Origin of the sequence: Rhodoblastus acidophilus (genome assembly GCF_009720655.1) — a bacterium.
Classification (GTDB): domain Bacteria; phylum Pseudomonadota; class Alphaproteobacteria; order Rhizobiales; family Beijerinckiaceae; genus Rhodoblastus; species Rhodoblastus acidophilus_A.
Genome location: NZ_WNKS01000004.1, coordinates 1 through 26,076 on the forward strand (window position 1 = coordinate 1; position 26,076 = coordinate 26,076).

Sequence of the window (26,076 nt, forward strand, 5' to 3'; positions counted from 1 at the left end):
AACGCCCAGAGCCTTCATGTCCATGCTCGCCCTTGTCAGCGCGTTCATTTGGATAAAATGAATGTCAACGCGCTCTAAGCAGGATTTCCGAAAAGTGGTCACCGGTTTTCGGATGAAAATCCTGCGAAAACAAAGGAACTTAAGCAAGCATGCGTTGGGCGACCAACGCATGCTTGCTTAGAGAATGTAACGGCTCAGATCGACGTTTGCGGCGAGGTCGCCGACGCGCGCCTCCACATAGAGGCCGTCGACGACGACCGTCTGTCCGGAATTGTCGCTCGCGGAGAAACTCACATCGTCGAGCACGCGCTCCAGAACCGTCTGCAACCGGCGGGCGCCGATGTTTTCGACGCTGGAGTTCACTTGAACCGCGATGCGCGCCAAGGCGTCAATGGCGTCGTCGGTGAATTGGAGATCGACACCCTCTGTCGCCATCAGCGCGCGATATTGTTTGACAAGGCTCGCTTCGGGCTGGGTCAGGATGCGCCTAAAATCCTCTTCGTCAAGGGACGACAATTCGACGCGGATCGGCAATCGGCCCTGCAACTCGGGCAGCAGGTCGGACGGCTTGGCGACATGGAAGGCGCCGGAGGCGATGAACAGGATATGGTCCGTCTTGACCGCGCCGTGCTTGGTCGCAACGGTCGTGCCCTCGATCAGCGGCAGCAGGTCGCGTTGAACGCCCTCGCGCGAGACATCGGCCCCGCGACCGTCCCGGGCGCAAATCTTGTCGATTTCGTCGAGAAAGACGATGCCGCTGTTTTCGACCTCCCGCAGCGCATGCCGCACGATCTGCTCCTGATCCAGCAGCTTTTCAGCCTCCTCCGCCTGCAACGGCGCATAGGCTTCCTTGACCTTCATCCGCTGCCGCTTGGGTTGAGAGGCCCGGCCAAAAATGTCGCCGAGCGAAATGGCGCCGACCGAGGCGCCGGGCATGTTGGGCAGGTCGAACATCGGCAGCGCGGGATTGGACGCGGCTGTCAACTCAATCTCGATCTCCTTGTCCTCCATCTCGCCGCCGCGCAATTTTTTTCGAAACGCGTCCTTGGTCGCCGAACTCGCGTTCGGCCCGACCAGCGCGCTGACAATGCGATCTTCGGCAGCCAGTTGCGCGCGCGCCGCCACCTCGCGGCGCTTGCCTTCCTTCACCAGCGCAATGCCGATTTCGACGAGATCGCGCACGATCTGCTCGACATCGCGGCCGACGTAACCCACTTCGGTGAATTTCGTCGCCTCGACCTTGAGAAACGGCGCGTTGGCCAGTCGCGCCAGCCGGCGCGCGATCTCCGTTTTTCCGCAACCGGTCGGACCGATCATCAGAATGTTCTTCGGCAGGACTTCGTCGCGCATCATGCCTTCGAGCTTCAGGCGCCGCCAGCGGTTGCGCAACGCGATGGCCACGGCGCGCTTGGCGTCCTTTTGTCCGATAATGAATCGATCGAGTTCCGAAACGATCTCGCGAGGAGAGAAATCGGTCATGGTTCAATCCTGCTCACGGCGAGTCGAGGCTTTCGACGACGAGATTGCTGTTGGTGTAGACGCAAATTTCCGAAGCGATCAGCAAGGCCCGGCGCGCGATGGTTTCCGCGTCCAGATCGGTGTCGAGCAGGGCGCGGCCGGCCGCCAGCGCGTAATTGCCGCCGGAGCCGATCCCCATCACCGACCCATGCGCGTGCGGCTCAGGCTCGAGGACATCGCCAGACCCCGTCAGGACCAGAGCGCTGGTTTTGTCGGCGACCAGCATCATCGCCTCGAGGCGGCGCAGATAGCGGTCGGTGCGCCAATCCTTCGCCAATTCGACACACGCTCGCAGCAGCTGACCGGGATATTGCTCCAGCTTGGCCTCAAGCCGCTCGCACAGGGTGAACGCGTCGGCCGTGGCGCCGGCGAAGCCGATGATGACCTGACCTTTTCCCAGGCGCCGGACTTTCCGGGCGTTGCCCTTGATGATGGTCTGGCCGAGACTCACCTGCCCATCGCCGGCGATGACCGTCTTTCCATCCTTGCGCACCAGAATGATGGTGGTCGCGTGCATCGTGGAAGGTTTCGAATCGTCCGCCATGGGCTCTCCGTCGCAACGCCGCAGCGGCTGCACGCCGGATCTATTGCTACCGCGCAAGGCTTGCAAGGCCTTCCCACGTCAGTGTGGCGCGCGCGCTGTCCATTTGCTAAAGGAGACGTTGCTCCGACCGGGAAGGAACAATGACGCGACAAGCTGAAATCACGCGGAAAACCAAGGAAACGCAGATTTCCGTCAAGATTCGCGTGGACGGGGCCGGCCTGAGCAGAATTTCGACGGGCATCGGTTTTTTCGACCACATGCTCGATCAACTGGCCCGCCATTCCTTGATGGACCTCGAAATTGAGGCAAAGGGCGATCTCCACATCGACCAGCACCACACCGTGGAGGATGTGGGCATAACGCTGGGCCAAGCTTTTCGGAAGGCGCTGGGCGAGCTTCGCGGGATCGTTCGCTACGCCGACGCGCTCATTCCCATGGACGAAACGCTGACGCGAGTCGCCGTCGATGTCTCCGGGCGCCCCTTTCTGGTGTTCAAGAGCGCGTTCAGCAACGCCAAGATCGGCGAATTCGACACGGAACTGGTGCGGGAGTTCTTTCAGGCCTTCGCCCAGAACGCCGGGCTCACCCTGCACATCGAGACGCTTTATGGCATGAACAACCACCACATCGCCGAAAGCTGTTTCAAGGGCGTCGCAAGGGCGATCGGTCGCGCGGTCGCCATTGACGAACGGCAGGCAGATCGTATTCCCTCGACGAAGGGAGCGCTCTGAGCGAGCGAAGCGCCATTGTTTCTCTACTCGGTTTATCAGCCTGCGGGCGCGCCGGACGCCGCCGAACGCTCTGTTTTCGTCCGCCAGGGTTTTGATCGCCTGGCCTTCCTGCTGACCCCGGTTTGGGCGCTCAGACATCGACTCTGGCGCATGCTCGGGCTCTGGGCGCTTTGGGCTGTGATCGTGGGCGTTCTGGCCTCGACCCTGCGTCTTGACGCCGCCATCGCGACGCTTGTCTATTCGTTGGGCGCGCTGGCCTTCGGCTACGAAGCCGACCGCGCCCGCGAGGAGGCTTTGTCCCGCAGGGGCATGCTGCTCCAGGGCCTGAGCCTTGGAGAGACGCCGCGCGACGCCGAGCGCATGTTTTTTGATCGGATCAACGCCAAGATGACGCAAGACGCGCCCATGCCTTTCGCCCCCGCGCCGAACACGCCTTCCAGCCAGGAGCAGCGCCTGTGAGCGTCGCCATCATCGACTATGGCTCCGGCAACCTGCATTCCGCGCTCAAGGCTTTTGAGCGCGCCGCGAGGGAAAGCGGCCTGGGAGACACGATCAGCATCGTCAGCGATCCCGAGGCGGTCAAGACGGCCGATCGCATCGTTCTGCCCGGTGTCGGCGCTTTCGCGGACTGCCGGCGCGGCCTGCTCGCCATCGACGGCATGCTCGACGCCTTGACCGAATGCGTCCAGAGGCGGGGGACTCCTTTCCTCGGCATCTGCGTGGGCATGCAATTGCTGGCGGATCGCGGCCTTGAACACGGCGTCACGCCTGGGCTGGGCTGGATCGGCGGCGAAGTGGCGCCGATCCAGCCCAGGGACCCCGCGCTGAAAATCCCGCACATGGGCTGGAACAGCTTGAGCGTGAACGTTGCGCACCCGATTCTCGCGGATATCCCGACCGGCGAATCCGGCTTGCACGCCTATTTCGTCCACTCCTACTATCTGCGCGCCGCCAATCCGGCACATGTGCTGGCGACCACCGACTATGGCGAACCTCTGACCGCCATCGTCGGCCGGGATAATGTTGTCGGCGTGCAATTCCATCCCGAAAAAAGCCAGATCATGGGTCTGCGGCTGATTTCCAACTTTTTGAGGTGGCGCCCGTGATTCTGTTTCCGGCGATTGATCTGAAGGGCGGGCAATGCGTGCGCCTGATCCATGGCGACATGGCGCAGGCCACGGTTTTTAACGATGACCCCGCCGCGCAGGCCGAAAATTTCGAAAACCAGGGTTTTGAATATCTCCACGTCGTCGATCTCGACGGCGCCTTCGCCGGCAAGCCGATGAACGCCAACGCCGTCGATGCGATCCTCGGCCGTCTCAAGAAAATGCCGGTGCAGCTTGGCGGCGGCATTCGCGACATGCGCACGGTCGACGGTTGGCTCAAGAAAGGGGTTGATCGTGTGATCATCGGCACCGCCGCCGTCCGCGATCCCGCTTTTGTCCGCGAGGCTTCGCGTCTGCATCCGGGCAAGATCGCCGTCGGCGTCGACGCCCGCGACGGACTGGTCGCCGTGGACGGCTGGGCGAAATCATCGGAACTGACCGCGGTCGAACTGGGCAAGAGGTTCGAGGACGCCGGCGTCGCGGCGATCATCTATACGGACATTTCCCGCGACGGCGCCATGAAGGGCTTGAATATCGAGGCGACCCTGGCCTTGGCCGAGGCGCTTGTGATTCCCGTCATCGCCTCGGGTGGCCTGGCTTCGATCGCGGATATCGAACGGCTGCTTCAACCCGACTGCGCGAAACTCGCCGGCGCGATCACGGGACGCGCGCTCTACGATGGCCGCCTTGACCCGAAACAGGCGCTCGCCCTGATAAAATCCCGCAAAGCCGCGTAGCGCGGACGGAGTCCAAGACCTTGCTTAAAGCTCGCGTGATCCCTTGCCTCGACGTCAAAGACGGCCGCGTGGTCAAGGGCGTGAATTTCGTCGATCTGCGCGACGCCGGCGACCCCGTGGAATGCGCCATCGCCTATGACGCCGCCGGCGCCGACGAGCTTTGCTTCCTCGACATCACGGCAAGCCACGAGGAGCGCGGCGTTCTGCTCGACGTGGTCAGGCGCACGGCGGAGGCCTGCTTCATGCCCTTGACCGTCGGCGGCGGCGTTCGCACCATCGACGACATCCGCAATCTGCTGCTGGCCGGCGCCGACAAGGCCTCGATCATGACCGCGGCCGTGCACAATCGCGATTTCGTCCGCCAGGGCGCGGAAAAGTTCGGCAGCCAGTGCATTGTCGTCGCCATCGACGCCAAGCAGGTCGGACCCAGCCGCTGGGAAATCTTCACGCATGGCGGTCGCAAGCCCACCGGCATTGACGCCGTGGCTTACGCGCAGGAAGTGGCTTCGCTCGGCGCCGGCGAAATCCTGTTGACCTCGATGGATCGGGATGGAGCCAAATCCGGATTCGATCTCGACCTGACCCGCACAATCGCCGACGCCGTTTCCATTCCGGTCATCGCGTCAGGCGGCGTGGGCACGCTGGATCATCTGGTCGACGGCATTCGAGAGGGACATGCCAGCGCCGTCCTCGCCGCCTCCATTTTTCACTTCGGTGAATTCACCATTGGCGAGGCCAAGAGACATATGGCGAAAGCCGGCTTGCCCATGCGCCTCGATCCTCAAACCGCAAGCGCGCCATGACCGAAACTTTCACGCTCGACGATTTGGCCAGCCTGATCGCCAGCCGCGCCCAGGCGTCCGCCGATAAATCCTACACCAAGACGTTGCTTGAATCCGGCGTCGCCCGCATCGCCAAGAAATTCGGCGAGGAGGCGGTGGAGGCGGTGATCGCCGCCGTCGAGCGCGACAAGGTCGGACTCCGGATGGAGGCCGCCGACGTGCTGTATCATCTATTGGTCTTGCTTCAAGACGGCGGCGTTCCGTTGCAGGATGTGATCGCCGAACTCGCCCGGCGGACGCAGCAGTCGGGACATCAGGAAAAGGCCTCCCGCGCCAGCCAGGGGTGAAAGTCGGAGACGGAGAATGGCCTTGGTCGAGTTGGTCCGCGACATCGGAACGGAAGCGCAGGATCAGCCGCGCCAAAACCTCTCTCCTTATCGTCGCTTCACGCGCAACGAATGGGCCGGACTGCGCGCCGACACGCCCATGACGCTGACGATTGACGACCTGAACAGGTTGCAATCGATCAACGATCCCATTTCGATGGATGAAGTCGTCGCGATCTATCTTCCCCTGTCGCGCTTACTGGCGCTCTATGTCGCCGCGACCCAGGGACTGTTCAAGGCGACGCAACGGTTCCTCGGCGCGGACGGCAAGGTCCCCTACATCATCGGCGTCGCCGGCTCCGTCGCCGTGGGGAAATCGACGACGGCGCGCGTCCTGCAAGCCCTGTTGTCGCGGTGGCCGAATACGCCCAAGGTGGATTTGATCACGACGGATGGCTTCCTCCTTCCGAACGCCCAGTTGAAGCGCAAACGGCTGATGGATCGGAAGGGTTTTCCGGAAAGCTACGACGGCGCCCGCCTGCTTCGGTTCCTTTCGGCGGTCAAGGCCGGCGAAAGGCGCGTCGAAGCGCCCGTTTACTCTCACCTGACCTATGACATCGTCGCCGATCAGGTCATTACCGTCGACCGCCCCGACATTCTGATCGTCGAGGGCGTCAATGTGCTCCTGCCAAGCCGTCCGCCGCGCGACGGCAAGGAAACGCCTTTTATCTCCGACTTCTTTGATTTCTCCGTTTACCTGCACTCGGATGAGGCGCTGCTCGAAAAATGGTATATCGCCCGCTTCATGCGGCTGCGGTCGACCATGTTTCGCGACCCCAGATCCTATTTCAAAAGATATTCCGACATCAGTGATCTCGAGGCCGAGGACATCGCGCGGGACATCTGGAGACGGATAAACTTGCGCAACCTGCATGAAAACATCTTGCCAACCCGCGCGAGAGCAAGTCTCATTCTGACCAAGGGGCCGAGCCATCGCATCGAAGAGGTCGCCCTGCGGAAGCTTTGAACCTCGAGCCTCTACGAGTGACGCTTGTATGTCGGCGAATTCGGATTTTCCCTTGTCGAGCGTCGGCGCGCTGTCGCGACTGAATGAGCGGTCGCGCGAGATTTTTCGCAACATTGTCGAAGTCTACCTGGCGAATGGCGATCCCGTGGGCTCACGACAGCTGTCGCGCATTCTGCCGATGCCGCTCTCGGCGGCGTCCATCCGCAATGTCATGCAAGACCTGGAAAGTCTTGGACTGATTTTTTCGCCGCACACCAGCGCCGGCCGTCTCCCGACCGAACTGGGCTTGAGGTTTTTTGTCGATTCGCTCCTGCAAATCGGCGACCTGACGGACGTCGACCGGCGCCAGATCGAGGCGCAAATTCATGCGGCCTCGCGGGCGAGGACCATAGACGAGGCCTTGGCCGAGGCCGGAAGCCTGCTGTCCGGCTTGTCGCGGGGCGCCGCCGTGGTTCTCACCAGCAAAGAGAACAACAGGCTGAAACAAGTCGACTTTGTTCGACTGGAGCCCGAAAAGGCGCTGGCCATTCTGGTTTCCGAGGATGGGTCCGTCGAAAACCGCATTCTTCCGGTTCCGCCGGACCTCCCGCAATCAGCGCTCGTGGAAGCCGGAAATTATCTGAACGCGCGCGTCAAGGGCCGGACCCTGGCGCAGGTGCGCGGAGAGATCGAGTCCTCGCGCGCAGCCGCCCAGTCGGAACTCGACGTGCTCACCGCGAGGCTGGTCTCCTTGGGGCTCGCCATCTGGGCGGGTCCCGAAGGCGCCGCGCAAAACCTCATTGTGCGTGGTCAAGCCAATCTCCTCGAAGACGTCAGCGCCACGGCCGACATCGAGCGCATCAAATTGCTCTTCGACGATCTCGAAACCAAGAGCGACGTGATCGATTTGCTGGCGCGCGCCGAGGATGGCGACGGCGTGCGAATTTTCATCGGTTCGGAAAACAAATTGTTCTCCCTGTCCGGTTCGTCAATGGTCGCCGCGCCGTTTCATGATTCGCAGCGGCGGATCGTTGGCGTGCTGGGCGTGATCGGGCCAACACGTCTGAATTACGCGCGCGTGGTGCCGATGGTCGACTACACGGCGCGGGTGATCGCGCGGTTGTTCGGCGGACCCTGAGACCTGCAAGGGTGAGGATCAGCGATTGAATCTCGTCACGGAAATCGTCGGCTTCAGCGCCGGAACCCTGACCACCCTGTGCTGGACCCCGCAAGCCGTAAAAATCTTGCGGAGTCGTGACGCTCGATCGATATCGCTCGTGACGCAGAGCGCTTTCGTCGCTGGTTGCAGCTTGTGGCTGGTCTACGGCCTGCTTATTCAGTCCATCTCTATTATCGTGTTCAACGTGATCACGATCCTGCTCAATCTTTTGATTATCGGACTGAAACTGCGTTACGATCCTCCGTCGGTCCCCTGACCCCCGTTATACGGTTTCCGAACTGATCCTTCGGAAATCGTATTACTCCCGGATCACGCTGCCAAAGATGCTCTCCACGCGCTGGCTCGGCGCGGGCGCGTAGCCAAGCGCCCTATGGTAAGAGCGGTGGGCGACCTGGACATGCCTGTGATGGTGTGCGCGCGCGTAATGGCGGACTGGCGCGCTGCCATGGATGTGGATCACGGCGCCTTCCTGGCGCACCAGCGAAAACAGAGTCGCGGCGTTCGCCGGTGAGATGCGAATGCATCCGTGGGAAGCGGGGCGGCCGAGCGCGCCAACCGCATAAGTTCCGTGGATGGCGTAGCCGCCACGGAAGAAAATGGAATGAGGCATCGGCGAATTGTGATACTTCTTCGACCGATGCATCGTCTGAAGGCTCGTGGGATGATAGGTGCCTCGAGGGGTGACATAACCCGCGCGCGCCGAAGAAATCGGCCAGGAATAGGAGGCTCCGCCGCCGGAGTTCACCACCATGCGCTGGGAAGACAAATCGACGGAAATTTGGACTTTGGCTTGCGCCGCCATTGGCGCAACAATCAGCGCTGCAATGAGCGCGAAGAAACGAATGAAAACACGCATGAATGCCCCCACGGACCCAGGCCTTGGCCTTTGTTTCCACAGGATTGCAGCATGAGCTTCATGGGTAAAGGTCAAACTGGCGTAAAGGTTGACGGAAATTATTCGAAGGCCTTGTCTCTGCGCTGCCGTGAAATGTTCTTTCTCGTATTCGGGTTCGGGTTGCTATGCTCGACCGGCGTGTTCGGCCAAACCATCGGCTCCGTGGATCCCAAGCCGTTGCCGCCCCTCGCACACCCGAATGACCCGAGCACGCCGGCAAAGGAACTGTTCGGACGCGCGACCGAGCCCGCCGATCTTTCCGCGCGGGCGATCGGCTTTTACTCCCGGGGCTGCCTCGCCGGCGCCAAGGCCTTGCCGGTGAACGGCGAAACCTGGCAGGTCATGCGCATCTCGCGCAATCGCATGTGGGGCCATCCCAACTTGGTGCGTTTCCTTGAAAATCTCTCGGCGAAAGCGCCCTCGGAAGCGGGCTGGCCCGGCATTCTCGTCGGCGACATGTCGCAGCCGCGCGGCGGCCCGATGATCACCGGCCATGCTTCGCACCAGATCGGTCTCGACGCCGACATCTGGTTGACCCCGATGCCGGATCGCCAGCTCTCCCGGCGGGAACGCGAGGAAATGTCGGCGACCAACATGGTCCGCGCCGACGGACTCGATGTCGACCGTTCCGTTTGGACGCGAGGGCAAATGGCGATCGTCCGCGCGGCGGCGTTTGATCCCTCGGTCGAACGCATCTTTGTCAATGCGGCCATCAAGAAGGCCCTGTGTCGCGACGCCACGGGCAATCGGTCGTGGCTGAACAAGGTGCGCCCATACTACGGGCACAATTACCATTTCCATGTGCGCATCGCGTGCCCCGACGGCAGCGAGGTTTGCAAGGAACAGGATCCCGTCCCGCCCGGCGATGGCTGCGACGAGTCGCTCGCTTTTTGGTTCAAGCCCGCAATTCTTCATCCGCAACCCAATCCCAACGCCAAACCAAGACCGGCGATGACCATGTCGGCCTTGCCGCCCGAATGCCGGAGGGTGTTGATCGCCGACTGAGGCTTGCACGCCTCCGGAATCCGTATGATCCGGAGGCCCGCCAAATCAGGCGGCCGCAAGCTGGCGCAGCACGTAGTGCAGAATGCCGCCGTTCCTGTAGTACTCGACCTCGTCCAGGGTCAGAATCCTGTTGTTCAATGTGATCGTTTTCACCGCGCCGTCGGCATAGGTGATTTCGGCTTCTATTTTCTGGCGAGGTTTCAAGTCGCTCAGGCCCTTGATGGAGACGATTTCATCCCCCTTCAGGCCAAGCGATTTCCAGGAGACGCCATCCTCGAAGGTCAGGGGCAGCACGCCCATCCCGACCAGGTTCGAACGGTGAATGCGTTCAAAGCTTTCGGCGATCACCGCGCGGACGCCAAGCAGATTCGTCCCCTTAGCGGCCCAGTCGCGCGATGAGCCATTGCCATATTCGACGCCCGCGAACACAATCAGCGGCGTCTTTGTCTTGGCGTATTTCATCGCGGCGTCATAAATCGGCATGACCTCGCCGCCGGGGAAGTATTTTGTATTGCCCCCTTCCGGCGCGGAGCCGTCTTCACCAGCCAGCACGAAGTTCTTGATTCGGATGTTGGCGAACGTGCCGCGCATCATCACTTCATGATTGCCCCGCCGCGTTCCATATTGGTTGAAATCCTCCGGCTTGACTTTGTTCGCCTGAAGATATTTGCCCGCAGGGGACGCCGCCTTGATCGATCCGGCGGGCGAAATGTGATCGGTGGTGATCTTGTCGCCGAACAGCGCCAGAATTCGCGCGCCCTCGATGTCTGTCACGGGTTTGGGCTGCATGGCGATGCCCCTGAAATAGGGCGGATTCTGCACATAGGTGGACTTGTTGTCCCAGGCGTAGGTCTGGCTGCGCGGCGTCTTCACCCGGCGCCAGTTGGCGTCGCCCTTGAAGACGTCGGCATATTTCGCCTTGAACAGCGCCTTGGTGACGTTCTTGCGAACAAAATCCTGGATTTCCTTCGAGGTCGGCCAGATATCGCGCAGGAAAACGGGCTCGCCTTTCTTCGTATGACCGATCGGCTCCTTTGTCAGATCCTTCTGGACGGAACCGGCCAGCGCATAAGCGACGACCAGCGGCGGAGACGCGAGATAGTTCGCCTGGACGTCGGGTGAAACGCGGCCCTCGAAATTGCGGTTGCCTGACAGCACCGCCGCCGCGACAACCCCATTGGCGTTGATGGACTTGGAAATTTTCTCTGGCAGCGGACCGGAATTTCCGATGCAGGTGGTGCAGCCGAAGCCGACGAGATTGAAGCCGAGCTTGTCGAGCGAGTCTTGCAGTCCCGCATTGGCGAGATAATCGCGCACCACCTGAGAGCCCGGCGCCAGCGAGGTCTTGACCCAGGGCTTGACCTTCAGGCCGGCGGCGACGGCGTTTCGCGCCAGCAGGCCGGCGCCGATCATCACGCTGGGATTGGACGTGTTGGTGCAGGAGGTGATGGCGGCGATGACGACATCGCCATGGCCGATGTCGAAACTCTCGCCTTCAACCTTGTAGCGTTCGGCAATTGCGGAAATCTTCTTGTATTCGGTTTCCATCGCAGCCGAAAACCCGGAAGCGACGGCCTCCAACGCCATGCGCCCCTCCGGCCGCTTCGGGCCCGCCAGCGACGGCGTCACCGAGGCGAGATCGAGCTCCAACATGTCGGTGAATACAGGGTCGGCGGCGGCGCGCGTCCGAAACAAACCCTGGGCGCGGGCGTATTTTTCGACCAGTTGCACCCGCGCCGGCTTGCGGCCGGTCTTGTCCAGATAGTCTATGGTTTCCGAATCCACGGGGAAGAAACCGCAGGTGGCCCCATATTCCGGGCTCATATTCGCGATCGTGGCGCGATCCGCGAGCGACAGGTTGTCGAGGCCAGGTCCGAAAAACTCCACGAATTTGCCGACAACCCCCTTGTTGCGCAGCATCTGCGTGACGGTCAGCACCAGATCGGTGGCGGTAACGCCCTCCTTCAGCCTGCCGGTCAGCCTGAAACCGATCACTTCGGGCAACAGCATGGATTGCGGTTGGCCCAGCATGGCGGCCTCCGCCTCGATGCCGCCGACGCCCCAGCCGAGCACCGCGAGGCCGTTGACCATGGTGGTGTGCGAATCCGTGCCGACCACCGTGTCGGGATAAGCGACCTCGACGGTGACGGCCTTGCCGCGCGCAGGTTGAATCCTTTCTTTCCGCGTCCAGACGGTCTGGGCGAGATATTCAATGTTGACCTGATGGCAAATGCCGGTTCCCGGCGGGACGACGGAGAAATTGGAGAAGGCGCCCTGCCCCCATTTCAGAAATGTGTAGCGCTCGCCATTACGCGCATATTCAAGCTCGACGTTCTGCTTGAGCGCGCTTCTGGAGCCGAAACGGTCGACGATGACGGAATGGTCGATCACGAGATCGACGGGAACGAGAGGATTGATCTTTTCGGGATCGCCGCCAAGCGCCTTGAGGCCGTCGCGCATCGCGGCGAGATCGACCACGGCGGGAACGCCGGTAAAATCCTGCATCAGGACGCGCGCGGGCCGGAATGCGATTTCCTTTTCAACAGCCCCCTTGTTCTTCAACCATTCCGCCACACCAAGAATGTCGTCCCTGGTGACGGAGCGGCCATCCTCGTGCCGCAGCAGATTTTCCAGCAGCACCTTCATCGAATAGGGAAGTCTTGAAATGCCTTCGAGGCCGTTTTTCTCCGCCGCTTTCAGAGAATAGTAACGATAGGCTTTTGCGCCGACCTTGAGCGTCCTGAGGCATTTGAAGCTGTCGATTGAGGCCATCGCTGCGTGTCCCGATAAAGAGGGATAAAAGCGTGAAGATTTATAGATAATTCCGCTCGAGCACGCTACACAAACCCCAATCGTGGCGTTTCGGTTCAAGGCCGCTTGTGGGGCGGGCGAGGCAGAGGAATTCACCGGGTTGAATCAAGGTTTGACATTGACCTCTCTGCTCGCGCGAGATCTATGCGTCGATCGCGGCGGACGCACCATCGTCAAGAACATCAGTTTCGACTTGCGCGCGGGCGAGGCTCTCGTCGCGCTCGGCAGAAACGGCGCGGGCAAATCGACGCTCCTGCGCGCGATTGCCGGTTTTCTGCCTCTCAGCGGTGGTCGGTTGAGCCACACCGGCGCCGAGGCCGAAATACCGCTGCCGGAACTTAGCCATTACGTGGGCCATGCGGACGGTTTGAAGTCGGCGCTCACGGCCGCCGAGAATCTGGCGTTCTGGGCGCGCATGCTCGCCCGGTCGGATGAAACGCCGTCGCCGTCATCGGCCCTTCAGCGCGTCGGTTTAAAACGTTTGGCGGATTTTCCCGTGGCCTACCTTTCCGCCGGACAGAAGCGGCGCGTCGCCCTGGCTCGACTTTTCATGGCGCCGCGCCCCCTGTGGATCCTGGACGAGCCGGCCACCGCGCTCGACATCGCCTCGCAGCAGGTTCTCGCGGAGGCTTTCGCGGAGCACCGCGCAGCCGGGGGCATGATCCTCGCCGCGACCCATGCCCCGCTCGGATTGGTCGACGCCGCCACGCTCGACCTGGGTTCCGCGCCGGCCGACCTTGGAGGAAACGCCTGATGCGCTCTCCTCTCTCCGCCTTGTTCTGGCGCGAATTGCGGATCGCCCGCTCGGTGGGCGGCGGCGGCGCGATGGGGGTCGTTTTCTTCCTCATCCTCGTCAGTCTCACGCCCTTCGCCATTGGTCCCGACCTCAATCTCCTGTCGCGGATCGGCCCGGCGATTCTCTGGATCGCAGCCTTGCTGGCGACCTTGCTTGGACTGGATCGATTGTTTCAGGCCGACGCCGACGACGGTTCGCTCGACCTGCTGCTGACCGCCGCCACGCCGCTGGAGCTGATTGTTCTTGTCAAATGCCTCGCCCACTGGATTGCGACGGCGCTTCCTTTGGTCGTCGCCTCGCCGCTGCTGGGCTTGACGCTCGCCATGGAGCCCGAGTCGCTGGCGGGGATCAGCCTGTCTCTGCTCGCGGGAACGCCAGCGCTCACCATGCTGGGCGCCATCGGCGCGGCGCTCACCGCCGGTCTGCGGCGCGGCGGCTTGCTGATGGCGGTCTTGATTCTGCCGCTCACCACACCCGTCCTGATCTTCGGTGTCTCCAGCGCCGCCGCCGCGAGCGGCGGGACCGTGCCGTTTCACATCCCCATGCTGATCCTGAGCGCCTTGTCGCTGGCCTCGTTGGCGGGCGCGCCTTTCGCCGCCGCGGCCGCATTACGCGCCCGGGACGCTTGAAGGGAGATTGCTTTTATCGACGCCCAAGCCTAATCAATCGCGTCATCCCATGGGTCTGCGATGCTTAAATACGCCAATCCGACGAACTTCCTCGCGCTTGCCGGGCGGCTCATCCCCTGGCTGGCGGCGGCCACTGCGCTGTCCCTGGGCGCCGGGCTTTTTCTCACCTTCTTCGTCGCGCCCGACGACTACCAGCAGGGATCTTCGGTCAAGATCATGTATCTTCACGTTCCCTCGGCCTGGCTGAGCATGATGTGCTACGTCATCATGACCTCGGCCGCGCTCGGCACGATCGTCTGGCGCCATCCGCTTGCGGATGCGGCGCAAAAAGCGGCGGCCCCGCTGGGCGCCATCTTCACCCTGTTGTGTCTGGTCACGGGTTCGCTCTGGGGCAAGCCGATGTGGGGGACTTGGTGGGTCTGGGACGCGCGCCTGACCTCGGTGCTGGTGCTTTTCTTGATCTATCTCGGCCTGATCGGCCTTTGGCAGACCATTGAGGAGCCCGCCCAAGCCGCGCGCGCCGCCGCCATTCTCACGCTGGTCGGCGTCGTGAACATTCCGATCATCAAGTTCTCTGTCGATTGGTGGAACACGCTCCACCAGCCGGCGTCCGTTTTCAAGATCGGCGGACCCGCGATCTCCGGCTCCATGCTCTGGCCCCTGCTGATCATGGCGGTCGCCTTCACTTTTCTATTCCTGACCTTGCATCTCATGGCCATTCGCAACGAGATTTTGCGCCGCAGGCTTCGCCGCCTGAGCATTGACGCGGCTCATGCCGAGGAAAAATCGGAGGCGACGGCGTGAAAGACTATTCCGGCTTCATTTTCGCGGCCTATGCTTTCGCGGCTGTCGCGATCAGCGGGCTGATCGCCAAGATCACGCTTGATTACAGGGATTTGAAGCGAAAGCTCGCCAGCTTCCAGGATCAGGACAGCCAGCCATGACGGAGGAACCCGCAAAGAGGAGCTTGTTGTCGGCTCTTCCGCTCATCGGATTCGCGGTGCTCGCGGGACTGTTTCTCTACATGTTCGTCGGGCGCCAGGGTCGCGACCCCTCCGTTCTGCCCTCTCCGCTGATCGGACGGGCAGCTCCCACCTTTGTCCTGGAAGCGTTGCCGGGCAGCGGCAAGCCCGGCCTGTCGGACGCCGATCTCCGTCAAGGCCACACGACAATCGTCAATCTCTTCGCCTCCTGGTGCGGCCCCTGCCGCGTCGAGCACCCCAGCCTGCGCGCGCTCGCCGACAACCCATTGTTAAAGGAAAAGGGCGTCCGACTGGTCGGAGTCGCCTACAAGGACGAGCCCGCCAACGCCCTCAAATTTCTGTCCAGCGAAGGCGACCCCTACGCGGCGATCGGCATGGACCTCAAGGGCCGCGCGGCGATCGACTGGGGCCTGACCGGCGTGCCCGAGACATTTGTCGTCCGGGGCGACGGCACGATCGCCTACAAATATACCGGCCCGATCACCGAACAGGCGTTGCGCGACAAAGTGCTGCCTGAAATCGAAAAGACGCTTCACTGATCATGTCACATGCGAGCACGCCGAGCCCCCTGAGCGCGAAATCCTGCGGCCCCTTGAGAGGTCGTGTCCGGCCGCCGGGAGACAAGAGCATTTCGCATCGCGCCTTCCTGCTTGGTCTGCTTTCCGCCGGCGAGACCCGCGTGTCCGGCTTGCTGGAAGGCGAGGACGTCCTCAACACGGCCAGGGCCTGCGCACAACTCGGCGCCAAGGTCGAGCGCGTCGGCGAGGGACGCTGGACGATTCGCGGCGTCGGCGTCGGCGCGCTGCTCGAACCGGCCGATACGCTCGATTTCGGCAATGCCGGCACGGGATCGCGCCTGATGATGGGCGTCGTCGGCGGCCACGGGATCACCGCCCGCTTCGATGGCGACGCGTCGCTGCGCAAGCGGCCGATGCGGCGGATTCTCGACCCCTTGGTCCTGATGGGCGCTGAAGTCCTGGAGCAGGCCGAGGGCGGTCGGTGTCCGATCCTGCTCAAGGGAACGCCCGATCCCGCGCCGATCGAATATCGCACCCCCGTGGCTTCGGCGCAGATCAAGTCCGCTGTCCTGCTCGCCGGACTGAACGCCCGGGGACGCACGACCGTCATCGAATCCGAAGCCAGCCGCGATCACACCGAGAAGATGCTCGCCTATTTCGGCGCCGTGGTCAGCTCCGAGCCTTTCGGCGATCATGGTCGCAAGATCATGCTCGAAGGCCGCCCGGAACTGTCGCCGAGGCCGATTTCCGTGCCCGTCGATCCCTCCTCGGCCGCTTTTCTGATCGCCGCCGCCTTGCTCGTCGAGGGATCGGATGTGGTGGTCGAGGGCGTGATGATGAACCCGTTGCGCATCGGCCTTGTCACCACCTTGCTTGAGATGGGCGCGAACATCGAGATTGTCGACACCCGCGAGGAAGGCGGCGAGCAGGTCGCCGATCTGCGAGTCCGTCACAGCGCATTGAAAGGCGTTGACGTTCCCGCCGACCGGGCGCCCGCAATGATCGACGAATACATCATTCTGGCCGTGGTCGCTGCTTTCGCCACGGGCGTGACGAGGATGAACGGCTTGCAGGAATTGCGGGTCAAGGAATCGGATCGCCTCGCCGCCACCGCCGCCGGTCTGCTCGCCAACGGCGTCAGGGCGACCATCGAAGGCGACGATTTGATCGTTGAAGGTGGCGCGGGCGCATGCCCGGGCGGCGGCTTGGTCGAAACCCATCTCGATCATCGCCTCGCCATGAGTTTTCTGGTCATGGGCTTGGCTTCGCAAAAACCAGTGACTGTCGACGACGAAACGATGATCGCCACCTCTTTCCCCACATTTAGGCCGTTGATGGCGCAACTCGGCGTGGATTTCTCCTGATGATCATCGCGCTCGACGGACCTGCCGCGTCCGGCAAGGGAACTCTCGCCCGCCGCCTCGCCGCCCACTTTGGATTGCCGCATCTCGACACGGGACTGCTGTATCGCGCCACCGCGCGAACCCTGATGGACGATGATGCGAGATTGGACGATGTCGCCAAGGCGGTGAGCGCCGCGCGCGGCCTGGCGTTGACCGACTTCGATGAAGATCGCTTGCGCGGTCGGGAAATGGGCGAGGCGGCGTCGGTGGTCGCCGCCATTCCGGAGGTCCGCGCCGCGCTGATCGACATGCAGCGCGCATTTGCGCGTCGCCCACAAGGCGCCGTCCTGGATGGGCGTGACATCGGCACCGTGATCGCCCCCGATGCGACCGTCAAGATTTTCGTGACCGCGAGCGCCGAGGCGCGGGCGCAGCGGCGCGCGCTCGAATTGCGGGGGCGCGGAGAAATCGTCGATTATCATGCCATTCTCGACGACATCAGGAAACGCGACGCTCGAGACCGCGAGCGCAGCGAAGCCCCGCTGAAGCCGGCGCTTGATGCAGAAATCCTCGACACCACCGACATGAATGTCGAGGCGGCCTTGGTGGCGGCCTTGGCGATCGTCGAGGCAGCGCTGACGCGACAGGACCATGCGGCGAAATCGCCGCGAGCGTGTTGAACAGCGCCTGCAAACAGAATCGTCCGCTGGGCGGGCCCACCACAGAGCAAGGCGTGACCGAACACACCGAGAAGCCAATTTACATTCATGCCAGCGCCGTGGCGCTTGGCGAATCCGGGGTGCTCATCCGAGGCGCTTCCGGAACCGGCAAATCCAGTCTTGCTCTTGCGTTGGTTGATGCGTGGACCATCCGTGGCGGATTCTCCAGCTTGGTCAGCGATGATCGGGTGGCCTATACAATCGTCAACGGCCGCGCCGTGCTGAGCGCACATCCTGCGACGGCGGGATTGGTCGAATGGCGCGGTTTGGGTTTGTTGTCGCAACCCCACGAAATCAAAGCGGTGCTCAAACTGATCATCGATCTCGAAATCGGCTCGGCGGACAGCGGCGAACCGCGTTTGCCGAACCAAAGCGAGCTATGCTGCGATTTCAACGCATTGAAAAGCCTGCCGCGTTTGCGATTGCCCGCGCGCGAGACCTGGCGATCCGCTGCTGCAATCATGGCATTTTTGCACACCCTTTCGACAAAATGACGGCGCGCGCTCATTTTGCTTGCCAAGTCGTTGGCAAGCACCAAAATGGCCCTCCTAAATTTCGGCGGTTTTCAGATCGCTGTCGGCGGAAATGCAGTCTGGCGCCCGGCGCCACTTTTCTGGCTGGACGGGAACAGGACGGTTGGCATCAATGATCGGCATGGTGCTGGTGACGCATGGCCATCTGGCGACCGAGTTTCAAGCGGCGTTGGAACATGTTTGCGGTCCGCAATCGCAATTGGCGGCGATTACAATCGGTCCGGAAGACGACATGGAAACGCGTCGGCTCGACATCATCGAGGCCGTCAAAACCGTCGAGACCGGCGCCGGAGTGGTGATCCTGACCGACATGTTCGGCGGCACGCCTTCGAATCTCGCGATCTCGGTGATGAACGGCGCCAAAGTCGAGGTGGTCGCCGGCGTCAATTTGCCCATGTTGATCAAGCTTGCTTCCGTGCGCTGCGAGGCGACCCTCGATCAAGCGGTGACCCAGGCCGCCGAGGCGGGACGCAAGTACATCTATATCGCCAGCAAGATTTTGTGTGGGAAGTGAGCCAATTGACCGAACCGGAGTCCAGTCAGGGCGTGTCTCAGTCTTCCGTCGGAGCCGTCAGCCGGGAACTTGAGATTGTCAATCGCAAGGGTCTGCATGCCCGCGCGACCGCGAAATTCGTGCACTGCGTCGAACAATTCGACGCGGAAGTGACGGTTTCTCGCGGCGGCGAGACCGTTGGCGGTCAGTCGATCATGGGAATATTGACGCTCGGCGCCGGCATCGGTTCGTCCATCGTCGTGTCGGCGACCGGCCCGCAGGCGACGCAAGCGGTCGACGCGCTCGCGGCCCTGGTCGCCAACAAGTTCGGCGAAGACGAATAATCAGCCCTGTAGAAATCTCCGCGCGGCGATCAGACCCGCAGTGGAGCCATCGAGACCGGCAAGATCGACGCTGGCGTCCGCAACCAGAGGCGCCAGGCGGTTGCAAAGCTCCTTGCCCAGTTCAACCCCCCACTGGTCGAAGGGGTTGATGTTCCAGATCACCGATTGAACAAAGACCTTGTGCTCGTAAAGCGCGACCAGGCGTCCCAGCGTCCTGGGCGTCAGCTTGCGGTAGAGGAGCGTGGAGGAGGGGCGGTCGCCGCTAAAGACCTTGTGCGGCGCGAGCGCGCCGATCTCGGCCTCCGACAAACCTTGCGCCCGCAGAATCTCCTGAACTTCCTCCAGGGAGCGCCCGCGCATCAGCGCCTCGCTTTGCGCGATGCAGTTGGCGAACAGCAGCACATGATGCTCGGGGTCCGCCTCGTTGGGCTCCGCCGCGACGATGAAGTCGACCGGCGTCGTCTCGGTTCCCTGATGCAGCAGCTGAAAGAAGGCGTGCTGGCCATTGGTCCCGGGTTCGCCGAAAATGATCGGGCCCGTCGCCTGGGTCACGGCGTCGCCGTTCAGTTGTACCCCCTTGCCGTTCGACTCCATGTCGAGTTGCTGCAAATAGGCGGGGAATCGCGCGAGGCGCTGATCGTAGGGGATGACGGCTTGTGCGGGAAAACCCCAGACATTTCGGTGCCAGACGCCGATCAGCCCCATCAACACAGGGATGTTCTCCGCGAGCGGCGCGGTGCGGAAATGTTCGTCGACGTCGAAGCCGCCGCGCAAGAAATCCTCGAAATGGTTCGGTCCGATGAGGACCGCGAGGCTGAGGCCGATCGCCGACCACATGGAATAGCGCCCGCCAACCCAGTCCCAGAAGCCAAACACACGGTCCGGCAAGATTCCGAAAGCGGCGACCTTGTCGAGCCGCGTCGAAACCGCCGCGAAATGACTTGCCACCGCGGCCTCGCCCAAGGCCGTGACCAGCCAGTGGCGCGCGCTCTGGGCGTTCTTGAGCGTCTCCTGCGTGGTGAAGGTCTTCGAGGAGACGATGAACAGCGTGCGCGCGGGATCGAGCTGTTTCAGCGTGTCCGCGATATCGGAGCCGTCGACATTGGAGACGAAATGCGCTCGCAAGCCAGGCGCCGCGTAAGGCGACAAGGCGCGCGCCGCCATGGCCGGCCCAAGGTCGGAGCCGCCTATGCCAATGTTGACGACATCAGTGAATCGCTCGCCGGTTGCGCCGGCAAAGCGCCCAGAGCGTATGGCCTCGGCAAAGGCCAGGAATTTGGCGCGCTCCGCCAGCACATCCGGCATGACATCCTTGCCGTCCACGTGGATCGCATGGCCGGAAAAATTGCGCAGAGCCATGTGAAGCGCCGCGCGCTTTTCGGTGACATTGACCTTTTCCCCGCCGAACAGGGCGTCGCGGCGCTTTTCAAGCTGGCAAGCGCGCGCAAGGTCAAAGAGATGATGGAGCGTCGCTCTCGTCAGGCGGTTCTTCGAATAATCGTAGAGGAGGTCGTCAAGACCTGCGGAAAAATCCTGAAATCGCCGGGGGTCCTCGGCGAACAAATCCATGGTGCGCTTTTTCGCGACCTCGACGCGGTGCGCTTCGAGAACAGCGAGAGCAGCGGCGGCTTGCGGGCGATTCATTTCGGCCTCTGAATTGGCGAGCGATGCGAAAGCTTACCCTCGCGGGCTCAAAAACAATAGGGTGGCTTGCCAGTGCCGCACTTTTCCTTAACTAGACACTATGGCTCCACCTCTCCTCACCCTGCAGAACGTCGCGCTGACCCTTGGCGGCAAGCCCCTGATCGAGTCGGCTGACCTCTCGGTCGAACGCAGCGACCGCATTTGCCTCGTCGGGCGCAATGGTTCGGGCAAATCAACCCTGTTGAAAATCGCCGCGGGGGAAATCGAGGCGGATCGAGGCGCAAGGTTCCTCCAGCCCGATGCGTCGGTGCGCTACCTGCCTCAGGAACCGAATCTCGCGGGATTTCCGGACGTCTATTCCTATGTCGTCGCCGGACTGGGTCCGAGCGACGCCGATTATCGGGCCCACTACCTGCTGGACGCGCTGGGTTTGACCGGATCGGAAAATCCGGAGACGCTGTCGGGCGGCGAAGCGCGGCGGGCGGCGCTGGCGCGCGCGCTGGCCCCCGAACCCGACATCCTGCTGCTGGATGAGCCGACCAACCACCTCGATCTGCCCGCGATCGAATGGCTGGAGAGCGAACTGGGGCAGTTGCGCTCCGCGCTGGTCTTGATCAGCCACGACCGGCGTTTCCTGCAAAACCTTTCGCGAAAAACCGTCTGGCTCGACCGTGGCGCGACGCGGCGGCTCGAACGCGGCTTTGCCGAATTCGAAGCATGGCGCGACGCCCTGCTCGAACAGGAGGAGCGCGACGCGCAAAAACTTGACCGCAAGATCGTGGCCGAAGAGCACTGGGTTCGCTACGGCGTCACCGCCCGCCGCAAGCGCAATGTGCGCAGGATGGACGAGCTGAGCGGACTGCGTCAGGCGCGGCAGAACGCCAAACGCGCCGTTGGCGACGTCAAGATTTCGGTGGCCGAGGGGCTGGTGTCCGGAAAGCTGGTCGTCGAGGCGGAGAAAATCAGCAAGGCGTTTGATGATCGCCCCATCGTCAAGAGCCTGTCGCTGAGGGTATTGCGCGGCGACCGCCTTGCCCTGGTCGGCCCCAACGGCGCCGGCAAGACCACGCTGATCAACATGCTCACAGGGGTCGAACCTCCGGATTCGGGGTCGGTCCGGCTCGGCGCCAATTTGCAGATGGCGAGCCTCGACCAGCGCCGCGCGGCGCTCGATCCCGACACGACGCTTGCGGACACGCTCACGGGCGGCGGCTCCGAATGGGTGGAGATCAATGGCGAGCGCAAACATGTGATCGGCTACATGAAGGATTTCCTGTTCCCGCCCGAACAGGCGCGCACGCCGACCAAGAACCTTTCCGGCGGCGAACGCGCGCGGCTGCTTCTGGCGCGCGCGCTGGCGCAACCCTCGAATTTCCTCGTCCTCGACGAGCCGACCAACGATCTCGACTTGGAGACCCTCGACCTTCTCCAGGAAACACTGAGCGATTATCCGGGCACGCTGCTGTTGGTCAGCCACGACCGCGACTTTCTCGATCGCATCGCCGGGTCTGTCGTCGCCAGCGAGGGCGACGGCGTGTGGATCGAATATGCGGGCGGCTATTCCGACATGTTGCGCCAACGCGGCGCCGGCCCGGCGGCGCCGCGAACGCCAGCAGCGCCAGCGAAAAAGCCGCAGCGGGTCGAACAACAGCCGAACACCGCGAGCAAGCGTCGTTTATCCTTCAGCGAAAAACACGCGCTGGAGTCGCTTCCGGCGCAGATGGAGCAATTGCGCGCAAAGCTGGCGAAGCTGCATGAGATTCTTGACGATCACGGGCTTTACGCGCGCGACCCGAAGCGATTCGCCGACGCGACCGCGCTGATCGGCAAGCTTGAGGCGGAACTCGCTGCGTCCGAGGATCGATGGCTCGAACTCGAAATGCTGCGTGAAGCCCTCGAGACCTGAGCAAGCTCGAAGGCGCCGGGGTTGAAGGAGTCGATGACCTGCGCGTCCCCTCGAGGGGCTGTTGCAGCGTTCAAGACAAAACCTGGCGTGGCGCGGTTGGCCGCTCCGTCTGGAAATCGCCTCGCGTCGCGAGAATGAGCGCGACAAGCGCCAGGGCGAGCGCCGTTATCCACCAGAGCTGCAATGTCGCCCCCCCCAAGACGCCCAAGGTCGCGACGAAGGTCAAGGCGCCGATCCAGTAAGGGGCTGTGTTCGCGGTCTGAACCGCCGCGAGCCGAAAGGCGCAGAACAACACGGCCGCGCTGGACAGCGCGCCGAGCGCTCCGAGATCGGTCCAAATCTCGAACAGCAAGCTCTTCGGCGTTTCAGCTCCGAGGTAGCCATGGACGTAGCCCGAGGCCACATAATTGAAGCCGTGGCCCGTCACCAGGCGAACGCCGTCGGCGAAGATCACGCCGTTCCAGACCTTCAGCCAGGAAAAACCGGTGAAGCCTCCCAACAGCGGAGCGAGCGCCAGCGGGATGAACGGCGCCAACATGAAACCGGCCGCGCCGAAGCGACCGATCCAAAGCCCGGTCCTGGCGGCGTCCCGACGCGAAAAAACATAAGCCAGCCCCCCCGCGGCCGTCGCAGCCAGCGCGATGGTGGAGTGAACGAAAAGAGAGGCGATGATCACGATAATGGCCAAACTGGCCGCCAGTTTCGTGCGACCCCGCAGGAAGGCGGCCATCATGGCCGGCCATGACAGCAGCAACAGGAATGTCATGGCATCCAGCAACGTGCGGGTCGTGACCGAATCTTGCGGTTTCGCGGACAAGCTTGCGCTCAGCAAGATTGCGCCGGCGGAAGCGGTGAGCACGCCGATGGGCAGAACGTAAAGATTCGCCGCGCGGCTTCGCGCAGGAAGCACATGAGCCACCGGCAGCACGCTGAGAAACGTCGAGACGATTTTCAACAGGCGCGGCGCCGCCTCCCCGGGAAATGGCGTCCAGAGCAGAGACGCCGACGCCCAAACCGTCACAAAGATGCATCCGATGCCGACCGGCGAGACCAGAAACGCGAACGCCTCTTTGATCCGCATGCGCTGGGCGAGCAAAGGCCCCGCGGCAAGCACCAGCGCGAGCGCAACAGAACTCAACACAAAAATCGCGCGCTGAGAGATGAGAAACACCACTGGAGTTATGATAAAACCCAGGATAAGGCCGATCCTCACCAAAAGGTGAGCGACGTCCGCCGATGTTTGATCAGCATTATGGATTGAGAGCTTGGCCACGAGGTCATCACGGGACGGAAGGATCCTGTCGATACATTAGACAAATGGGCCGTCGCCTGCTGTGGCGATTGAGAGACAGTCGCGGAAAAAGGCGATCTGGCATCCGACCCGGTCGCGCCATCCATGAGAGCGCCGCCCTTGCATGAAAGCAAGGCGGGTTGGCGCTTGCCGCCGTTCATGCGCGATGCTACGCCAGCGTCGCTATCCAGGATCAAACATGACCATCCGCTTGCACAAGGGCGATTTGCCAGAGAGTTTTTCGCCAAGCTCTTCCGTCGCCATCGACACCGAAACGCTGGGACTCAGTCTGCATCGCGATCGCCTGTGTCTCGTACAAATCTCCACGGGCGATGGCGCCGCAGACCTCGTGCAAATCCAGAAAGGGCAGACGGAAGCGCCGAATCTCGTCAAGATTCTGGCTGATAAGGAAGTGACAAAGATATTTCACTTCGCGCGTTTCGATCTCGCCAAACTGCAAGAAGCCTTCGGTGTGCGGGCCACGAACGTTTATTGCACAAAAATCGCGTCAAAACTGACAAGGACGTACACGGATCGCCATGGCCTCAAGGATCTGGTACGCGAACTGTTGGGCATTGACATATCCAAGCAACAGCAATCGTCGGACTGGGGCGCAAGCGACCTGAGCGAAGCGCAACTCGCCTATGCGGCTTCGGACGTCCTTTACCTGCACGCGTTGCGCGGCAGGCTCGACGTCATGCTGGCGCGCGAAAATCGCACCGACATGGCGCGTCAATGTTTCGATTTTCTACCGACGCGCGCCGAACTGGATTTGATGGGTTGGCCCGAGACTGATATTTTTGCCCACAGCTGAGAGCAAAGGCGCCAGCCAGCGCCATAATTCAGCCCAGGTCCATCCATCACGCTTGGGATGGACCTGGGCGCTTTCGTCAAAGACTCAGCCAGACATCGTTTCGCACAGGATCCCTCAAGGCCGATACATGCAAGACGAGCAGCCGGGACATTTCGGTGATGGACTGCCCAGGGCGCCGGCGCGTCGGCAGCACGCGTTTGAGGCCGCCGCGCGCCATTCCGGGCGGGTGAAACTTGTCCGCCGCGGGATCATCGGCTTGGCCGTCCTGCTGACGTGCGTGCTATTCGCGTTTTCCTATCTGCGACCCTCAGAGATACCCGGCGCACACCTTCAACTCGACCGTCTTGGCATTTCCGGCGACAAGATCACGATGGAAAATCCCAAGTTGACAGGGGTCAGGCGAGATGGCCGGCCATTTGAGGTCACGGCGCGTTCCGGGGTTCAAAATCCCCGTGATCCCAGCCGGATGGAGCTTAACGAACTTGACGCGAAAATGCGCTTGTCCGAAGAGAGCGACACCCGAATTGTAGGCGATCATGGCTCCTATGATTCCAATGCACAGACTTTATTGCTTTCCGGACATGTCCGAATTACAAGCGGCGCCTACAAACTCACCATGAATCAGGCTTTGATGAATTTCAAGACCAATGCGATGAACTCGACCGACCCCGTGCTTTTGACTTTCACCGACGGTTGGATCAGCGCGAATTCCCTGACCATGAGCGATAACGGGACTCAACTTTCTTTTGTGGGCAATGTGCAATCAACGTTTCGACAGGTCGACCCGGATAACGACCCCGCGCGCCAACACTGAGGGGACTCGTCCTTGAACAGTTCACTTAATCGCCTTGGAACCGCCATAGCGTGCCTGGTTATGGCGACCTCCGCTCTTGCTCAAACCCCGCAAGGCGCTTCCCTGCTGCCGGGATCGAGCAGCAAGGAGCCGATCAACATCGCCGCGGACAAGCTCGATTATTTCGACAAGGATCAAAAGGCGGTCTATTCGGGCAACGTCGTTGTCGTGCAAGGCGACACACGGCTGAATGCGTCGGTCCTTACGATTGTGTTCGACCGGAAATCAGACTCAGGCAAGAAGCCTGGGCAGGCTTCGTCCAATTCCCAATTGAAATCGATGAAGGGCAACGGTCCGATCACGATCGTCAACAAGGACCAAATCGGGGTGGGCGACAATCTTGAATACGACAAGGTGAGGAACAGGTTTTCCCTGATCGGAAACGTGACATTGTCGCAGGGCGAAAACGTCACGAAGGGCGATGAGCTCGTTTATGATCTCCAGACCGGTCAGGCTGTCGTCTCATCGCGAGGGCGCGTGAAAAGCCGGATCGTTCCAGGCGACAAGCCGGGACAACCAAGCGCCCCTTCGCCAAAACCGTCCGCCGGCCAGTGAGTCCTGCGCCATGC

General features: G+C 62.0%; 30 protein-coding genes. 24 read left to right on the plus strand and 6 right to left on the minus strand.

Annotated features, from left to right (window positions below; genetic code table 11):
• Nucleotides 1-177: 177 nt before the first annotated feature.
• Together hslU and hslV are read right to left on the minus strand one after the other, a co-directional pair.
• Nucleotides 178-1,479, minus strand: coding sequence for an ATP-dependent protease ATPase subunit HslU (gene hslU / locus GJ654_RS06230; protein ID WP_155445290.1), 1,302 nt, complete (start codon nt 1,477-1,479; stop codon nt 178-180).
• Between the two features lie 13 nt (nt 1,480-1,492).
• Nucleotides 1,493-2,062 carry an ATP-dependent protease subunit HslV gene (hslV, locus tag GJ654_RS06235; RefSeq protein WP_155445291.1) on the minus strand — a complete coding sequence of 190 codons (570 nt, stop codon included), beginning with the start codon at nt 2,060-2,062 and terminating at the stop codon, nt 1,493-1,495.
• Between the two features lie 140 nt (nt 2,063-2,202).
• Here hslV and hisB point away from each other — a divergent pair, with 140 nt between their 5' ends.
• The 9 genes from hisB to GJ654_RS06280 are packed head-to-tail and all read left to right on the plus strand — an operon-like array spanning nt 2,203 to nt 8,186.
• Entirely contained in the window at nt 2,203-2,793 is a 591-nt protein-coding gene (gene hisB / locus GJ654_RS06240; protein WP_155445292.1) for an imidazoleglycerol-phosphate dehydratase HisB, read from the plus strand.
• 15 nt (nt 2,794-2,808) lie between these two features.
• Complete coding sequence (locus GJ654_RS06245; RefSeq protein ID WP_155445293.1) at nt 2,809-3,252, plus strand: DUF2628 domain-containing protein; 444 nt, start codon at nt 2,809-2,811, stop codon at nt 3,250-3,252.
• A complete protein-coding gene (gene hisH / locus GJ654_RS06250) occupies nt 3,249-3,899 on the plus strand; it encodes an imidazole glycerol phosphate synthase subunit HisH (protein WP_264586152.1) in 651 nt (216 codons plus the stop codon). The genes GJ654_RS06245 and hisH overlap by 4 nt, the downstream gene beginning before the upstream one ends.
• Nucleotides 3,896-4,636, plus strand: a complete 741-nt coding sequence (gene hisA, locus GJ654_RS06255) for a 1-(5-phosphoribosyl)-5-[(5-phosphoribosylamino)methylideneamino]imidazole-4-carboxamide isomerase (protein WP_264586153.1) — start codon at nt 3,896-3,898, stop codon at nt 4,634-4,636. The genes hisH and hisA overlap by 4 nt, the downstream gene beginning before the upstream one ends.
• Before the next feature lie 20 nt (nt 4,637-4,656).
• Nucleotides 4,657-5,439 (plus strand): imidazole glycerol phosphate synthase subunit HisF, encoded by a 783-nt coding sequence (hisF, locus tag GJ654_RS06260; RefSeq protein ID WP_155445294.1) that lies wholly within the window; start codon nt 4,657-4,659, stop codon nt 5,437-5,439.
• Nucleotides 5,436-5,765 (plus strand): phosphoribosyl-ATP diphosphatase, encoded by a 330-nt coding sequence (locus tag GJ654_RS06265; protein ID WP_155445295.1) that lies wholly within the window; start codon nt 5,436-5,438, stop codon nt 5,763-5,765. Before hisF ends, GJ654_RS06265 begins: the two co-directional genes overlap by 4 nt.
• A 22-nt stretch (nt 5,766-5,787) precedes the next feature.
• Complete coding sequence (coaA, locus tag GJ654_RS06270) at nt 5,788-6,771, plus strand: type I pantothenate kinase (protein WP_246664634.1); 984 nt, start codon at nt 5,788-5,790, stop codon at nt 6,769-6,771.
• A 28-nt stretch (nt 6,772-6,799) separates the two neighbouring features.
• Nucleotides 6,800-7,888, plus strand: coding sequence for a heat-inducible transcriptional repressor HrcA (gene hrcA / locus GJ654_RS06275; protein ID WP_155445297.1), 1,089 nt, complete (start codon nt 6,800-6,802; stop codon nt 7,886-7,888).
• 25 nt (nt 7,889-7,913) lie between these two features.
• Nucleotides 7,914-8,186: a SemiSWEET family sugar transporter gene (locus GJ654_RS06280; RefSeq protein WP_155445298.1), complete on the plus strand. Its 273-nt coding sequence runs from the start codon at nt 7,914-7,916 to the stop codon at nt 8,184-8,186.
• A gap of 42 nt (nt 8,187-8,228) precedes the next feature.
• On the opposite strand, the gene GJ654_RS06285 is transcribed toward GJ654_RS06280, so the two are convergent.
• Nucleotides 8,229-8,798, minus strand: coding sequence for a L,D-transpeptidase (locus tag GJ654_RS06285; protein WP_319802124.1), 570 nt, complete (start codon nt 8,796-8,798; stop codon nt 8,229-8,231).
• A 120-nt stretch (nt 8,799-8,918) separates the two neighbouring features.
• Between GJ654_RS06285 and mepA the strand changes: the two genes are divergently transcribed.
• Nucleotides 8,919-9,830 carry a penicillin-insensitive murein endopeptidase gene (mepA, locus tag GJ654_RS06290; RefSeq protein ID WP_155445520.1) on the plus strand — a complete coding sequence of 304 codons (912 nt, stop codon included), beginning with the start codon at nt 8,919-8,921 and terminating at the stop codon, nt 9,828-9,830.
• A gap of 45 nt (nt 9,831-9,875) precedes the next feature.
• On the opposite strand, the gene acnA is transcribed toward mepA, so the two are convergent.
• The gene (gene acnA / locus GJ654_RS06295) at nt 9,876-12,602 is read right to left on the minus strand and encodes an aconitate hydratase AcnA (RefSeq protein WP_155445299.1); all 2,727 of its coding nucleotides are present in this window, start codon (nt 12,600-12,602) and stop codon (nt 9,876-9,878) included.
• 82 nt (nt 12,603-12,684) lie between these two features.
• On the opposite strand from acnA, the gene ccmA reads away from it, so the two are divergent.
• From ccmA to GJ654_RS06345, 10 genes are all read left to right on the plus strand, one after another.
• A complete protein-coding gene (gene ccmA, locus GJ654_RS06300; protein WP_425540374.1) occupies nt 12,685-13,395 on the plus strand; it encodes a heme ABC exporter ATP-binding protein CcmA in 711 nt (236 codons plus the stop codon).
• The gene (ccmB, locus tag GJ654_RS06305) at nt 13,395-14,066 is read left to right on the plus strand and encodes a heme exporter protein CcmB (protein ID WP_155445301.1); all 672 of its coding nucleotides are present in this window, start codon (nt 13,395-13,397) and stop codon (nt 14,064-14,066) included. Before ccmA ends, ccmB begins: the two co-directional genes overlap by 1 nt.
• Before the next feature lie 60 nt (nt 14,067-14,126).
• Nucleotides 14,127-14,870, plus strand: a complete 744-nt coding sequence (locus tag GJ654_RS06310) for a heme ABC transporter permease (RefSeq protein WP_155445302.1) — start codon at nt 14,127-14,129, stop codon at nt 14,868-14,870.
• Nucleotides 14,867-15,010 carry a heme exporter protein CcmD gene (ccmD, locus tag GJ654_RS21130; protein ID WP_264586154.1) on the plus strand — a complete coding sequence of 48 codons (144 nt, stop codon included), beginning with the start codon at nt 14,867-14,869 and terminating at the stop codon, nt 15,008-15,010. The genes GJ654_RS06310 and ccmD overlap by 4 nt, the downstream gene beginning before the upstream one ends.
• A gap of 26 nt (nt 15,011-15,036) precedes the next feature.
• On the plus strand, nt 15,037-15,588 hold the full coding sequence (locus GJ654_RS06320) for a DsbE family thiol:disulfide interchange protein (RefSeq protein ID WP_319802125.1): 552 nt from the start codon (nt 15,037-15,039) through the stop codon (nt 15,586-15,588).
• A gap of 2 nt (nt 15,589-15,590) precedes the next feature.
• Nucleotides 15,591-16,931, plus strand: a complete 1,341-nt coding sequence (gene aroA / locus GJ654_RS06325) for a 3-phosphoshikimate 1-carboxyvinyltransferase (protein ID WP_155445304.1) — start codon at nt 15,591-15,593, stop codon at nt 16,929-16,931.
• Nucleotides 16,931-17,590, plus strand: a complete 660-nt coding sequence (gene cmk, locus GJ654_RS06330) for a (d)CMP kinase (protein ID WP_155445305.1) — start codon at nt 16,931-16,933, stop codon at nt 17,588-17,590. The genes aroA and cmk overlap by 1 nt, the downstream gene beginning before the upstream one ends.
• A 53-nt stretch (nt 17,591-17,643) precedes the next feature.
• Nucleotides 17,644-18,123, plus strand: a complete 480-nt coding sequence (locus GJ654_RS06335) for an HPr kinase/phosphorylase (RefSeq protein ID WP_196305452.1) — start codon at nt 17,644-17,646, stop codon at nt 18,121-18,123.
• 151 nt (nt 18,124-18,274) lie between these two features.
• A complete protein-coding gene (locus tag GJ654_RS06340) occupies nt 18,275-18,676 on the plus strand; it encodes a PTS sugar transporter subunit IIA (protein WP_155445307.1) in 402 nt (133 codons plus the stop codon).
• A 32-nt stretch (nt 18,677-18,708) separates the two neighbouring features.
• Nucleotides 18,709-18,999 (plus strand): HPr family phosphocarrier protein, encoded by a 291-nt coding sequence (locus GJ654_RS06345; protein WP_264586155.1) that lies wholly within the window; start codon nt 18,709-18,711, stop codon nt 18,997-18,999.
• On the opposite strand, the gene pgi is transcribed toward GJ654_RS06345, so the two are convergent.
• Nucleotides 19,000-20,643: a glucose-6-phosphate isomerase gene (gene pgi, locus GJ654_RS06350; RefSeq protein WP_155445309.1), complete on the minus strand. Its 1,644-nt coding sequence runs from the start codon at nt 20,641-20,643 to the stop codon at nt 19,000-19,002.
• 100 nt (nt 20,644-20,743) lie between these two features.
• On the opposite strand from pgi, the gene GJ654_RS06355 reads away from it, so the two are divergent.
• Nucleotides 20,744-22,549 carry an ABC-F family ATP-binding cassette domain-containing protein gene (locus tag GJ654_RS06355; protein ID WP_155445310.1) on the plus strand — a complete coding sequence of 602 codons (1,806 nt, stop codon included), beginning with the start codon at nt 20,744-20,746 and terminating at the stop codon, nt 22,547-22,549.
• Between the two features lie 70 nt (nt 22,550-22,619).
• Here the strand turns inward: GJ654_RS06355 and GJ654_RS06360 are convergent, their stop codons facing one another.
• Nucleotides 22,620-23,687: a hypothetical protein gene (locus tag GJ654_RS06360; RefSeq protein ID WP_155445311.1), complete on the minus strand. Its 1,068-nt coding sequence runs from the start codon at nt 23,685-23,687 to the stop codon at nt 22,620-22,622.
• A gap of 352 nt (nt 23,688-24,039) precedes the next feature.
• Here GJ654_RS06360 and GJ654_RS06365 point away from each other — a divergent pair, with 352 nt between their 5' ends.
• The 3 genes from GJ654_RS06365 to lptA all read left to right on the plus strand — a co-directional run bounded on the left by GJ654_RS06365 (nt 24,040) and on the right by lptA (nt 26,062).
• Complete coding sequence (locus tag GJ654_RS06365) at nt 24,040-24,654, plus strand: ribonuclease D (RefSeq protein ID WP_155445521.1); 615 nt, start codon at nt 24,040-24,042, stop codon at nt 24,652-24,654.
• A 127-nt stretch (nt 24,655-24,781) separates the two neighbouring features.
• Nucleotides 24,782-25,468, plus strand: coding sequence for an LPS export ABC transporter periplasmic protein LptC (lptC, locus tag GJ654_RS06370; protein WP_155445312.1), 687 nt, complete (start codon nt 24,782-24,784; stop codon nt 25,466-25,468).
• A gap of 60 nt (nt 25,469-25,528) precedes the next feature.
• Nucleotides 25,529-26,062, plus strand: a complete 534-nt coding sequence (gene lptA, locus GJ654_RS06375) for a lipopolysaccharide transport periplasmic protein LptA (protein WP_155445313.1) — start codon at nt 25,529-25,531, stop codon at nt 26,060-26,062.
• Nucleotides 26,063-26,076: the final 14 nt, after the last annotated feature.